13 protein-coding genes are annotated in these 13,334 nt (G+C 64.7%); 11 read left to right on the top strand and 2 right to left on the bottom strand.

Features of this window, described 5'->3' with window-relative positions:
• Window positions 1-25: 25 nt before the first annotated feature.
• The 5 genes from FHT02_RS15685 to FHT02_RS15705 all read left to right on the top strand — a co-directional run bounded on the left by FHT02_RS15685 (window position 26) and on the right by FHT02_RS15705 (window position 5,907).
• A complete protein-coding gene (locus tag FHT02_RS15685; RefSeq protein ID WP_184089712.1) occupies window positions 26-1,417 on the top strand; it encodes a glycosyl transferase family protein in 1,392 nt (463 codons plus the stop codon).
• 167 nt (window positions 1,418-1,584) lie between these two features.
• On the top strand, window positions 1,585-2,433 hold the full coding sequence (locus tag FHT02_RS15690) for a hypothetical protein (RefSeq protein ID WP_343056972.1): 849 nt from the start codon (window positions 1,585-1,587) through the stop codon (window positions 2,431-2,433).
• A 62-nt stretch (window positions 2,434-2,495) separates the two neighbouring features.
• A complete protein-coding gene (locus FHT02_RS15695; RefSeq protein WP_184089715.1) occupies window positions 2,496-3,410 on the top strand; it encodes a sulfite exporter TauE/SafE family protein in 915 nt (304 codons plus the stop codon).
• Window positions 3,407-4,168: a TIGR02186 family protein gene (locus tag FHT02_RS15700; protein ID WP_184089718.1), complete on the top strand. Its 762-nt coding sequence runs from the start codon at window positions 3,407-3,409 to the stop codon at window positions 4,166-4,168. Before FHT02_RS15695 ends, FHT02_RS15700 begins: the two co-directional genes overlap by 4 nt.
• Window positions 4,169-4,236: 68 nt before the next feature.
• The gene (locus FHT02_RS15705; protein ID WP_184089721.1) at window positions 4,237-5,907 is read left to right on the top strand and encodes an ATP-binding protein; all 1,671 of its coding nucleotides are present in this window, start codon (window positions 4,237-4,239) and stop codon (window positions 5,905-5,907) included.
• A gap of 175 nt (window positions 5,908-6,082) precedes the next feature.
• On the opposite strand, the gene FHT02_RS15710 is transcribed toward FHT02_RS15705, so the two are convergent.
• Entirely contained in the window at window positions 6,083-7,618 is a 1,536-nt protein-coding gene (locus FHT02_RS15710) for a M23 family metallopeptidase (RefSeq protein WP_246352450.1), read from the bottom strand.
• 197 nt (window positions 7,619-7,815) lie between these two features.
• Here FHT02_RS15710 and FHT02_RS15715 point away from each other — a divergent pair, with 197 nt between their 5' ends.
• The 6 genes from FHT02_RS15715 to FHT02_RS15740 all read left to right on the top strand — a co-directional run bounded on the left by FHT02_RS15715 (window position 7,816) and on the right by FHT02_RS15740 (window position 12,667).
• Window positions 7,816-10,371 carry a helicase-related protein gene (locus tag FHT02_RS15715; protein ID WP_184089727.1) on the top strand — a complete coding sequence of 852 codons (2,556 nt, stop codon included), beginning with the start codon at window positions 7,816-7,818 and terminating at the stop codon, window positions 10,369-10,371.
• Window positions 10,372-10,381: 10 nt separating this feature from the next.
• Window positions 10,382-10,693, top strand: a complete 312-nt coding sequence (locus tag FHT02_RS15720) for an RNA-binding S4 domain-containing protein (protein ID WP_184089883.1) — start codon at window positions 10,382-10,384, stop codon at window positions 10,691-10,693.
• Window positions 10,694-10,757: 64 nt separating this feature from the next.
• Complete coding sequence (fdxA, locus tag FHT02_RS15725) at window positions 10,758-11,096, top strand: ferredoxin FdxA (protein WP_184089730.1); 339 nt, start codon at window positions 10,758-10,760, stop codon at window positions 11,094-11,096.
• A gap of 245 nt (window positions 11,097-11,341) precedes the next feature.
• A complete protein-coding gene (locus FHT02_RS15730) occupies window positions 11,342-11,875 on the top strand; it encodes a CarD family transcriptional regulator (protein WP_184089733.1) in 534 nt (177 codons plus the stop codon).
• A 121-nt stretch (window positions 11,876-11,996) separates the two neighbouring features.
• Entirely contained in the window at window positions 11,997-12,152 is a 156-nt protein-coding gene (locus FHT02_RS15735) for a hypothetical protein (RefSeq protein WP_184089736.1), read from the top strand.
• Window positions 12,149-12,667: a GIN domain-containing protein gene (locus FHT02_RS15740; RefSeq protein ID WP_184089739.1), complete on the top strand. Its 519-nt coding sequence runs from the start codon at window positions 12,149-12,151 to the stop codon at window positions 12,665-12,667. The genes FHT02_RS15735 and FHT02_RS15740 overlap by 4 nt, the downstream gene beginning before the upstream one ends.
• A gap of 4 nt (window positions 12,668-12,671) precedes the next feature.
• On the opposite strand, the gene pdeM is transcribed toward FHT02_RS15740, so the two are convergent.
• Entirely contained in the window at window positions 12,672-13,334 is a 663-nt protein-coding gene (pdeM, locus tag FHT02_RS15745) for a ligase-associated DNA damage response endonuclease PdeM (RefSeq protein WP_184089742.1), read from the bottom strand.

Here is a 13,334-nt window from a genome sequence, read left to right on the forward strand (position 1 = left end):
GGACAAAACGACTAGGGGGCTGGTCATGATCCTGTCCGTCATCGACGTGTTGGCACGTGAATCAACATTGTTCGCCGCCATTTGGTTCGCAATTGGCGGATTGGATGACCTTCTCGTTGATCTGATTTTTGGATGCCGGCTACTGACCTGCGACGTATCGCAAGGGCGCAGACCATACCGGCCTGACGCCCTAGAGAGCGATAGCACCGCTGCTCCTCTCATCGCCGTTTTTGTTGCTGCATGGGACGAGTCTGCCGTTATCGACAAGATGCTGCGGGCGACGCTCGCCCGCTTCGATTATCCTAACTATCGCATATACGTGGGGTGCTACCCCAATGATCTCGCGACGATTGCCGCGGTGCAGGGCGTGATGCTCGCCGATCCGCGCGTGCGCATAGTCGTGGGCTCTGCCCCGGGGCCTACGACCAAAGCCGCTTGCCTGAACGCGATCTGGGGCGCGATGCGCGCGGACGAGGCCTGCGAGGGGCGCGTCTTTGCCGCCGTCATGCTCCACGATGCCGAAGACATCGTTCACCCGTGCGAGCTTGCGGTCGTTGCGGACCTGATCGATCGCTATGCCGCCGTGCAAATCCCAGTACTCCCCTTGCGCCACCCGGACTCGCTTTTCGTGTCGGGCCATTATCTTGATGAATTCGCCGAAGCACATGGCAAGCAATTGCTCGTGCGCCAGGCGATCGGCGCGGGATTGCCGCTGGCGGGCGTCGGCTGCGCGATCCGGCGTGATTTCATGGATGCGATCGCCGCCCGGCGCTCTGGCCTGCCGTTCGATGCGTCGAGCCTTACCGAGGATTATGAGCTAGGCCTGACCATCGGTGCCATGGGCGGGCGCACGATTCTCGCGCGCACGACCGATCCGCGAACCGGCGACGCAGTGGCGGTCCGGGCCTATTTCCCGCACCAGGTTCACGCCGCAATCCGGCAGAAGGCCCGCTGGATGACTGGCATTGCGCTCGCCGGCTGGGACCGGACAGGCTGGGCGCGATCACTGCACATTGGCGATCACTGGATGCGGATGCGCGATCGCCGAGCAACACTCGCGATCCCCGTGCTTGTCGTTGCGTACGGCGCTCTGATCCTCTGGATTCTGTCCTGGACAGGGCACGCGCTCTTCGGGGGAAGCGCACAAAGCTTATCATCCACGCTGCAATGGATCCTGTTGATGAACGCGGGGCTGCTTGCCTGGCGGACAGCCGTACGCGCGCTGTTTGTGCACCGTGCGTACTGCTGGCGCGAAGCGCTGCTTTCCATTCCGCGGACGCTGGTTGCCAATTACATCAGCTTGTTCGCGGCGCAGCGGGCACTATCCCTCTACATCGATATTCTGGCGGGCGCCGCGCCACGCTGGGACAAGACCGCGCATCATTTTCCCGACGACGCGAACCTGGTCGGCGCGTGATCCGCGGCCGGCCCCTGCGCTTCCTGGCGCTGGTGCTGAGCTGTTGGATCGGCATCCGTATGGTTCAACTCTGGCCGACAGCGGCGTTGCTGCCCCGACAAATCCAACTACTTCCACCGGTCCCGATCCCAGCATACGCCGCCCACGAAGCCGCAATTGCACCCGCCGTGCGACGGGGCCTCCAGACCGGTCCGGACGCACTCAAGACGTTCGCCGTGGTGGCGGCTGCGGACACAGACGTGCCGGTGTGGAGGTCCGATCCGCCCGCCGAGCTTGAGAAGATCGCCACACTCGCGCCGCGGTTCACCGTGCTTGGGCCATCGGTACCGGCCGCGCCAGCTTCGTACGCGGCGCTCGCGTTGTGGCCCGATCACCTACATCCGTTACCCGACCGTTGGTCCGCCGCAGCCTGGGCGGTTGCGCGGTCCGGCACCGGGCTAGGCGCCGCGCCGGGCGGTAGCCAGCTCGGTGGCAGCCAAGCCGGTGTCCGCGTGGCTTGGCTGCTTTCACCTTCCGCGAGACTGGCGGTCTTCGGGCGAGTCACTGCGCCTCTGCGGGGACGCGGTGCCGAGGCGGCGCTGGGTCTGGACTGGCAACCCACCAAAGCGCCGCTCCGGCTGGTTGTGGAAAGGCGTGCCGGGCTTGACGGCATCAAAGCCGGGTTTGGTGCCGGCGTCGTCGGCGGGACCGATCATGCGGTCGCTCCAGGCTTCCGCCTTGAAACCTATGGTCAAGCCGGCATCATACAGCGCACCAGGCTGGAGCCCTATGCCGATGGGGCTGCACGGCTGACGCGACAACTCGCGGCTTCAGGCGCGGCGCGGCTGTCCATCGGAGGTGGGGTTTGGGGAGCCGCGCAGCGCGACGCGAACAGGCTGGACATCGGCCCCTCTGTCACGCTGACACTACCGGTCGCACGTCAGACCATGCGCCTAGCGCTGGATTGGCGGCAGCGCATCGCCGGCGAGGCTCGGCCCGGCTCGGGCATCGCGTTGACGCTCGGAAGCGACTTCTAGTTTTGCGTCGGCGCGTAAGCGCAGCTTTTGCATAGAGGCGCAAACGCGGTATCCCCAAGGCAATGGATCTCTACCTTCCCATCGCCAACCTGTCGGTGAATGCACTCGTGATCGTCGCGTTGGGCTTCGGGGTAGGCCTGCTCTCCGGAATGTTCGGCGTGGGCGGCGGCTTCCTCACGACACCTCTGCTCATCTTCTACGGCATCCCACCCACGGTCGCTGCCGCATCCGCGGCAAGCCAGGTCACCGGTGCCAGCGTCTCGGGAGTATTCGCGCACTTCCGCCGGGGCGGTGTCGACATGCATATGGGGGCCGTGCTGGTAGTTGGCGGTGTCCTAGGCAGCATCGCTGGCGCGGGGCTGTTCACAATTCTGCAGGAAACCGGCCAGATCGACACCGTGATCGGCATTCTGTACGTGCTGATGCTTGGTTCGATCGGCGGCTTGATGTTGCATGAGTCGGTCGGCGCAGTCCGGGTGGCGCGCGGCGCGCGTGTCGCCAAGCCCCGCAAGCGCCGCCATCATCCGCTGGTCGCGATGCTGCCGCTGCGTTGGCGCTTCTATCGCTCGGGACTGTACATCTCGCCGCTCGCGCCGCTGCTGCTCGGTTTCTTCACTGGCGTCCTGACGGTTCTGCTTGGGGTCGGCGGCGGCTTCATCCTCGTTCCCGCGATGCTCTACTTGCTTGGTATGGGAACGCAGGTGGTGGTGGGCACGTCGCTCTTCCAAATCCTGTTCGTGACCGCCGCCGCTACGCTGGTGCACGCCACCACCACCAAGGCTGTCGACATTGTGCTGGCGGCGCTGCTGCTGCTCGGGTCGGTTACCGGCGCGCAGCTCGGTGCCCGCTTCGCGCAGAAGGTCCGTCCCGAGTATCTTCGCCTGGCGCTCGCGGTTATGGTACTGCTTGTCGCGTCGCGCATGTTCCTCGGCCTGGTGTGGCGGCCCGACGAGATCTACTCGGTCGAGTTGTCATGAAGCGTGTCTGGCTTGCGCTCGCCGCCGCGCCCTTGCTGATGGGGCAGGCCCAGCCCGTCTTGGTCCCCGACGTCTCCGAACGCTCTATCGAGATCGCCTACAGCTTCACCGGAGCCGAGCTCCTGTTGTTCGGCGCGATCCTGTACCCGGACCCGCCGCCTGCGCGATCGGGCGAGGGCACGGACATCGTCGTGGTTGTGAAAGGACCGACGCAATCGGTGCTGGTCCGCGAAAAGGAGAAGCTAGCCGGTATTTGGGTCAACTCAGACAGTATGCGCTACCGGTCGGCGCCCAGTTTCTATGCGGTCGCGTCATCGCGACCGATTCAGCAGCTAGTCGACGAGCGCACTCGCGCGATCTACGAACTGGGAGTGAGCAGCCTTCAGCTCTCGCCCGCGTCCAGTGCGTCGCCCGACGTCCAAGCACGGTTCGACGCAGGTCTTGTGGACCTGCGCACGCGTGGTGGCCTGTACTATGAAGCGCCTCGCGCAGTGGAAATCACCGGCGGGGTCTTGTATCGCGCCCGCCTCCAGATTCCTGCACGCGTTCCGGTCGGCAAGTTCACTGCCGAAACCTTTCTGATCCGCGATGGCCGCGTGCTCGCTGCGGCAGTGCGGCCCATCGACATCCGAAAATCGGGCTTTGAACGTTTCGTTGCGCGTTCGGCCGAGCGTCACGCACTGATCTACGGTGTGACAGCGGTGCTGCTGTCGGTGCTACTCGGTTGGGGCGCAGGGGCTTTGTGGCGGCGCTTCTAAGCGCCTGGATCATACGCAATATTTACCTCCGTTAGTTATATTCCTGCCGAATCGTGTAGGAGTATCCAATGGACGGCCATTTCGGCGGACGTGTCTTTGATCCGGCGAACGCATTCCCGGCCAGCGATGCGCTGGTAGGGCGCGCCGCATTGAAGCCGATCGGCGCCGTCCTCGAAGTCGCTGGTGCTGCCAGCCGGGTGATGCTCGATCCCGTCGAACTAGACGCTTTGGCTGACAGCAGCGACGCCGCCGTCGCCCATGCGGGCCAGATGGGCAGCCAGGTTAAGATGCGCGTCGGCGGTACTTGGCTAATCGCCAATGTCCGCTCACTAAAGCTCGACAGCGGCGACCGCATCATGGCGGACATCGATTTCCTGGGCGAAGGCGACGAGGAACGCCTCACCGGCAAGCTCTACAAATTCCGCCGCGGCGTCACGCGCTATCCGACACCAGGCTGCCCGATCTTCCCGGTCTCCACGCCCGACCTCAAGCAGATCTACGCCGCCGATGACCGCGCCAACATCGAGGTGGGCAACGTCTACCCAACCAAGGACATCCGCGCCGCCCTCTATATCGATGCGATGCTCGGCAAGCACTTCGCACTGCTCGGCTCGACCGGCACCGGCAAGTCCACCGCGGCGGCGCTGATCCTGCACCGCATCTGCGAGTTGGCGCCGCAGGGTCATATCGTCATGATCGACCCGCACGGCGAATATGCCAGTGCGTTCAAAACGACGGGCGCGCTGTTCGACGTTTCGAACCTCCAAATGCCCTATTGGCTCATGAACTTCGAGGAGCATTGCGAGGTCTTCCTCACTGCCAGCGGCGGCGATCGCCAGGTCGATGCCGACATCCTGGCCAAGTGCCTGCTGCTCGCAAAGGGAAAGAACCGCCTTGCCGCCGAGATCGGCAAGCTTACCGTCGACGCGCCGGTCCCTTATCTCTTGTCCGACCTTACACAGATCCTGCAATTGGAGATGGGCAAGATGGACAAGGCGACGGACACCGCGCCCTATCTGCGCCTGCGCAGCAAGATCGACGAGATCAAGTCCGATCCGCGCTATGCCTTCATGTTCTCGGGCATGCTGGTCGCCGACACCATGACGGCGTTCCTCGCGCGAATCTTCCGCCTACCTGGCGGAGGCAAGCCAATCTCGATCATCGATGTGTCGGGGGTGCCCAGCGAAATCACGTCGGTAGTGGTGGCGGTGCTCAGCCGTATGGTGTTCGATTTCGCGATATGGTCGCGCGGCGAGAACAAACGACCGGTGCTGCTGGTCTGCGAGGAAGCGCACCGCTACGTTCCCAACGAGCGCAACGCCAATGGCTCTTCGGTCGGCCGCATCCTCAGCCGCATTGCCAAGGAAGGCCGTAAGTACGGCGTGTCGCTCGGCCTGATCACCCAGCGCCCGTCCGACCTGGCCGAGGGCGTGCTTTCGCAGTGCGGCACCATCCTGTCGATGCGCCTCAATAACGAGCGGGACCAGGCTTTCGTCCGCGCGGCGATGCCCGAAGGTGCGCGCGGCTTCCTCGATTCGATTCCCGCGCTACGCAACCGAGAGTGCATTGCAGTCGGCGAGGGCGTCGCCACCCCCGTCCGCCTGCTGTTCGATGGACTTGAAGAAACAAAGCGTCCGGCTTCCGAAGACCCGCTCTTCTCGCAGCTGTGGCGCGAGACAGGCGGCGAGGATCAGATGCTGGAACGCACGATCCGTCGGTGGCGCTCGCAGGGCAAGTAGGCACCCGCTCGGCCTGGTTTAGCTCTCTCGCAAGCAGGAGCATCGAGCGAGCATGCTTCGCGGCATGGGCTGGCGTCTGGAACAAGGAACGTTCGGCCCACACCTATTCAGCGCTGCCCTGACTTGCTTGCAACTTTGCAGGTAGATCAGCCGACCGATAGCCAGCCGCTAAGCCTCAATCCTCGTCCGTCTGCGCACCATGCCCGACCGGGACCGCCAGCAGCTGGCTCAGCTTGGCCTTGAATGCGCCCAGATCTTGGCCGCTTAGCTGGCGCATCGAATTGAACGAAACGGACCGCGGGTTCACCGCTACGCCGTTCTTGTACATCTCGTAATGAAGGTGAGGCCCAGTCGACAGGCCAGTATTCCCCACTGCGCCGATCTGCTGCCCCTTGCGAACATGCTGGCCCGGCCGCACCAGGATGCGGCTGAGATGGCCGTAGCCGGTGCCATAGCCATTGCCATGGTTCAGCTTGATCAGGTTCCCATAACCGGAGCTGCGCCCGGCGATCTGCACGGTGCCATCGCTGGCAGCGAAAACCGGCGAGCCCCAGGGCGCGGCGATATCGACGCCCCGGTGCATGCGGACATAGCCTAGGATTGGATGCCGGCGCATGCCGAAGCTTGAGGAGAAACGGCCCGGCGCAGGCATTGCCATCATCCCGGTGCTGTTGCCCCGGCCCGATCCGTCGAACCATTCGGTTTTGCCGTTATTCGCCCAGGGCAGCAGCTGCACCTTCTTGGCGCACCCCGAGAGCCCGGCATACATCAGAGCGCCCAGCCGCACTTCGCCGGTTTCGGCGCGCGCCTGACCGACGATGATGTCGAACGTGCAGCCCGATCCGAGCTGCGACACCGGCACGCGGCTGGCAAGCGTCTTGATATAAGCTTCCACCGCCTTTGCCGGCGCTCCGGCCGCCCGCGCCGAGCGGTACAGGCTCGACCCGATCGCACCCTGGATACGCAGCGGGGTATGGTCAATCGCGATGGGAATCTGCTTCAGCGCCAGATCGCCGCCGCCGCGCGCGACTTCCAATTTCAAATCGAACTTGGCCCGGAAGGCGAGCTTTTCGAGAGGACGGGGCTGTGATTTATCGGCGCGGCGTCCCAGCGTTAGGTCCAGCATGGTGCCGGGCTGAATCTCGCCGAGCGCCAGTGCTTGAGTGACCAAGCTACCTACGCGTGCAGCATCAGCGGCGCCAACGCCGGAGCGTTGCAGCACCCCAAGTAGCGCGTCGCCCGAGGCGAGCTTAGCGGTTGATTCCAAGATCGGGCGCTCCGGCGTATCCGCCAGGGGCGCAACTAGCCGGGTCGCCGCGACCCGGTACCCGGTAGTGGCGCCCTGACCGAGCGGCCGGATTGCCTGGGCGCGAGCGGCCTCCCATTCCGCGCCTTTGAGCGGAGCGGGAACGGTACCGTAAATCGGGTTTTCCAGCCCCGGCGCGAGCAGCCACGTCAGCGTGCAAAGGCCGACGCAGGTTGCTGCCCCGCGAAACCAAGTGAGCGATCCGATCCGCGCACCAAGATCGGGTGCCGGGTCGAAGTCGAAGCGGCGCGGACGCAGCGCCAGCGCGGCGCTCGGGGTGGCAGCTACAGGCGGGCGCGCCAGCGTGGACGTGCCGCCGCCACCTAGATCCATTCCATGGTCGTTCCGCAGGAACAAGGCGTGATGCCCCCATTTGTTACGCTGTAGCCGCAACCCCCGGCTCAAGGCGAATCACTGTGGAGCAACGGGCTTAAAGTCAAATTAAGCAGCCTGCCCTCGATTCGCCCCTGCGATGGTCCGTTTCGGGTCCGCGGCGAATGGAAAACAACACAACAATTCTGCGTAAAAGCTACATGGTTAAGGAAAATGAACAATCAGGGGGTGTTGCTTAAGGGCTGACTCGGAACGATCTTGTGCCTGACATGAGCCAGTTCGCGCGTTCTCCCATCACGGCGGTGCTGGGCCCGACAAATACCGGCAAGACCCATCTCGCGGTGGAGCGGATGTGCGGCCATGCCAGCGGCATGATCGGCTTCCCGCTGCGGCTGCTTGCCCGTGAAGTCTATGACCGCGTCGTCAAGATGAAGGGCCCCGAACATGTCGGCCTGATCACGGGCGAAGAGAAGATCCTGCCGCCCAAGGCGCGCTGGCTGCTATGCACCGCCGAAAGCATGCCGCTGGAGCGCGACGTGGCGTTCGTCGGCCTGGACGAGGCACAATTGGGGGCGGATCCGGAGCGCGGCCATGTCTTCACCGATCGGGTGTTGCGCGCGCGGGGGCGCGAGGAGACCATGATTCTTGGGTCGGAAAGCCTGAAGCCGATGCTGAAAGCGTTGGTGCCCGATGCCGAGGTGATCGGGCGGCCCCGCTTTTCCACGCTGAGCTATGCTGGCGCCAAGAAGCTGTCGCGGCTGCCTCGCCGCTCGGCGATCGTCGCGTTCAGCGCCGAAGAGGTCTATGCCGTCGCTGAGGCGCTTCGCCGCCTGCGCGGCGGTGCTGCCGTGGTGATGGGCGCGCTTTCACCCCGCACGCGCAATGCGCAGGTCGCGATGTTTCAGGCGGGCGAAGTTGATTATTTGGTAGCCACCGACGCGATCGGTATGGGCCTTAATATGGACGTGGCGCATGTCGCCTTTGCCTCGCTCAACAAGTTCGATGGCCGCCGTCAGCGCCGGCTGACAATCGCGGAGATGGCGCAGATCGCCGGCCGCGCCGGACGGCACCAGCGCGACGGTACGTTCGGCGCGTTGAGCGAGGAAGGCCCTAGCGCCTTCACGCCCGAGGAAGTGCTCGCGATCGAAGGGCATCAGGTGCCCCGCCTTGAACATCTGTTCTGGCGCCAAGGGGAGCCCGATTTCGCCAGCATCGACGCGCTGGTCGCCAGCCTGCAAGCCAAGCCGGAAGCCGAAGTGCTGCGCGCAGCACCGCAGGCGGTTGACTTGGCCGTTCTCAAGCGCTTGGCCGAGGAGGATTGGATCCGTGCCCGCGTCCGCTCTCCGCGCATGGTTGCGCGGCTTTGGGCCGCCTGCAGCCTGCCCGATTTCCGGAAACTCGGCGTCGATCCGCATGCTCGCTTCGTTGGTCGTGTCTTCGGCCACATCTCGGAAGGCGCCGGTCATCTGCCCCACCAATGGTTCGCCGACGAGCTACAGCGGCTCGACCATATGGGCGGCGATGTCGAGGTGCTTGCCGGGCGTATCGCCGCAGCGCGCAGCTGGGCCTATATCGCGCACCGCGCTGACTGGCTCCAAGACCCGACCCACTGGGCCGAACGCACTCGCGCCGTCGAGGAGAAGCTATCGGACGCGCTTCACGCCAGCCTGACCCAGCGCTTCGTCGACCGCCGCACCACCGTGCTCCTGCGCCAGATCGGCGCGGACGCCACTGACCTGCCCGTCACCATCGGGCCGGAAGGAGGGGTCAGCGTTGAGGATCATCCGCTGGGCACGCTTAGCGGCTTCCACTTCAGCGTGTCGCCGGACGCCCGGGCGGCCGACAAGCGGATGCTGCTCGCTGCGGCCGAAAAGCGCCTATCCAGCGAATATCGCCGCCGCGGTGAGGCACTGGCAGAGGCGCCGGACACCGAACTTTCTCTCTCCCCCGTCCGCCCCGTGCCTGTCGACGGGCAGGTCTCCATTAATCTCCAGGCCGGCGCGATGAACGGCGGTTCCAAAGCCTTGAACCAAACAGTGTTCTGGGGCGAAGTTCCGGTCGCGCGGCTCACTGCGGGCACGAGCATCGCGCGGCCGAAGATCGTCCTCGACCGCGCGCTCGATGTACTGGAGGCGCGCGTACGCATCGCGGTGCAGGCGCGGCTCGATCAATGGTTCGCCGCTCAGCTCGCCAAGCACCTGCCCGTCTTTGCGCAGTTAGACGTGACGTTGCGCGACCCACACGCCGGGGGGCCTTTGCGAGCGCTTGCCCATGCCCTGCTCGACGCGGGTGGGCTGATGCCGCGTCGCGCGGCTGCGCATCTGGTCGAAGCGCTTGATGGTGACGCGCGCAAGCGGCTGCGCAAGCTTGGGGTGACGATTGGCACGCTCGATCTGTTCGCGCCGGCCCTGCTCAAGCCCGGCGCTGCCCGCTGGCGCCGCGAGTTGATGGGATTGGCAGAGGCACCGCGCGACGGTGCCTCCGTGCTTGCGCGTGGCACTCCCGGCGCCGATCTTCCCCATGGCTTCCGCCCCCTAGGACCTCAGGCGGTACGCGTTGACCTGGTCGAACGTATTGCGCGCGCCGCGCATGACAGCCGGCAGGGACGCAAGCCCTTCACTCCTGACCCCGCGCTCGCCACCTCCATCGGGTTGAACCCTGAAACGCTGGCGCGGCTCATGGCGCAACTCGGGTTCCGCACCGCCCGCACGCAGGAAGGCGAACCCCCGCGATGGATTTGGCAGGGGCTCACGCCGGCGGCAAAGCCGAAAGCGCCCCCTAGCAACAACGCCTTTGCAGCCCTTGCCGGCCTCCGTGATGGATAAGGACGGCCCCATGCGGGTGGATCGCTTCCTGTGGTTTGCGCGCTTGGCCAAGACGCGCAGCGCCGCGCAGGCGATCGCCGAAAAGGGTACGCTGCGCATCGACGGGCGCCGTGTCGAACGCGCGGCGGCGCCGGTACGCATTGGATCGGTCCTCGCCTTTCCTCTTTACGGCAAGATTCGCGTCGTGCGCGTCGAACAGTTTCCCGCGCGCCGCGGCCCACCTGCGGAAGGCCGTGCCTGTTATCAGGAACTTGCCACCGATGGGGTCCAAAGCCTCGCGCCCAACCCTGCAAACGTGTCGCAGGATGCTGCATCCGATTGACGGGGCAGACGCTCACGCATAGCAGGGCGGCTTTCCAGACGTTCGATCAGAGGCCCGCACTCCCATGACCTATGTCGTCACCGACGCCTGCATCCGGTGCAAGTACATGGATTGCGTCGAAGTCTGTCCGGTCGACTGCTTTTACGAAGGCGAGAACATGCTCGTCATCAATCCCAACGAATGCATCGACTGCGGCGTGTGCGAGCCCGAATGTCCAGCCGAGGCCATCCTGCCGGACACCGAGAACGGCCTGGAAAAGTGGCTGGAGCTCAACCGCACCTATTCCGAGCAGTGGCCCAACATCACAGTGAAGGGTGAAGCGCCGGCCGACGCCGACGCGATGAAGAACGAAACCGACAAGTTCGACAAGTATTTCTCTTCGGAGCCCGGCACCGGCTCCTAAGCCGTCAGCACTGGCAGCGACCGTACCGGTCGAACCGCCGAAAACCGCGCATTTTCGGGCGCGGACGGCGACGTTTGGCTGGTAATTTTATTACGAGCGTGTTAAAGGGACCACGACGTAGGCGAAATCCGCCTCCGCCCGGAGAAGAATACGAGTCGCCCCGGAAACGCCTGCCCCTTGCCTTCGAGCGCGGGGGGCCGACACCGCAACAGTTCGGGGCCGGTTACACGAAAGGTTCCTCGCACATGGCTGCCAAGGCGCTGTCCTTCGATGTCGGCGATTATGTCGTTTACCCTAAGCACGGCGTGGGCCGTGTGGTTGAGCTGTTGAAGCAGGAAATCGCGGGCATGCAGCTTGAGCTGTATGTGCTCCGCTTTGAAAAAGAAAAGATGACGCTCCGCGTGCCGACCAACAAGGCCGAGAGCGTTGGCATGCGCAAGCTATCGAGCGACAAGACGCTCAAGGAAGCGCTTGAGACGCTGAAGGGCAAGCCCAAAGTAAAGCGCACCATGTGGTCGCGCCGGGCCCAGGAGTATGAAGCCAAGATCAATTCGGGCGATCTGGTGTCGATCGCCGAAGTGGTCCGCGACCTGTTCCGAGCCGACGACCAGCCCGAGCAGAGCTATTCGGAGCGGCAGATCTTCGAAGGTGCCGCATCGCGCCTCGCCCGCGAACTCGCGGCGATGGAGGAAACCGACGAACCCGCCGCGCTCAATAAGATCCTGGATATTCTGCGCAAGTCCGCGGCGATCTGGAACAAGGACAAGGTTCCGGCCTGATCTGCGTTTTAAATAGTGGGAGGGCGGTCGGCGACGGCCGCCCTTTTCTTTGCCTCAGAGCCAGTGTATTGCCTCATCAATACAGTTCTGGAGAAACCATGCGCCTGTTGCTGATGTCACAATGCTGCCGCTCGCTGCTTGCCATTCGAACACCCAGCGCAACGAAGGTGCTGCCTGCCGCGGTGCCACCCGCAGCTTCGCGGCGAGCGGGTTCGACACCGTCGATCTGCGCGGCCCGGACGAGATCGATGTAAAGACCGGACCAGCTACTCGGTGACCGCCGAAGGCGATCCCACGGCGCTCGACAAGCTCGACATCCGCGTAGTCAAAGGCGACTTGCGCATCGCGCGGCAGAAGAGCGGCAGCGGCGGCGCCGCGCGCATCCATGTGGTGCCACCGCACATCAGCGATGCCACCATCACTGGTGCGGGCAACCTGAGCGTCGACCGCGTAGACGGCGATGTGGACCTTTCCATCGTTGGCGCAGGCAATCTCATCCTGCGCAGCATGAAGGCTAACGACGCCGAACTCTCGATCGCCGGCGCAGGCGACATGCGGGTCGCAGGCAGCGCCCAACGCTTGAAGGCATCGATCGCCGGCAGCGACGATATCGACGCCAGCGGCCTGAGTGCCACGAGCGGAGCCATTTCGATTACCGGCACCGGCAGCCTGCGCGGGCAAGCGCGCGGCGATGCTACCGTCGAGATACTTGGGCCGGGCGATGTCGAACTGACTGGCGGTGCACGATGCAAGACCCGTGCGATTGGTCCCGGGGAGGCGCGCTGCAGCTGACCGACTAAGCGGCGACCGGGAAGCGCAGCAGCCGGTCCTCGAGCGCCACTAGCGCCTGCGCGCCCGCACCCACTGCTCGCACGATTTCGGGATGATGCGCGTCAAGCCCGCCGGTCAGCGCACCGAACGCTGGCAGGATCAGCTTGGTCTCGTTCGTCACGAAACAACGCCGCGCGATCTGTCGTCCACGCACGGTGACGCGCAGCTTGGGGTGGAAATGTCCCGACAACTCGGGACGGATATCGCGCGGCTCTGCCTCATGCCGCAGCACCAGCCCGTCGACCACCGCTTCGTCGTGAATTGTCCCGCCGCAATGATCGACCAGCGCCGCGTCGTGGTTTCCGGTGATCCAGTGCCAATCAAGCCGCCCCGTAAGCCCGGTCAGCATCGCCCGTGCCTGCGCCGGCAGCCGCTCGCACCCGGCGGAATCGTGGAAGCTGTCGCCCAGGCACCAAAGTTCGACCGGTGCCACTTGCTCGACCAACCCAGTCAGGGCGCTCAGCGTCGCCAAGGAGTCATAGGGCGGCAGCATCTGACCCTGGAGCGCGAACCAGCTGGCCTTTTCGAAGTGCAGGTCGGCGACCAGCAGCGCCCGACGCGCCGGCCAATACAGAGCGCCCTTCGCTATCGCGCGAAATTCATGGCCAGCGAACGAAAGGGGAACCAT

The organism is Sphingomonas xinjiangensis, from assembly GCF_014199255.1.
GTDB lineage: Bacteria > Pseudomonadota > Alphaproteobacteria > Sphingomonadales > Sphingomonadaceae > Sphingomonas > Sphingomonas xinjiangensis.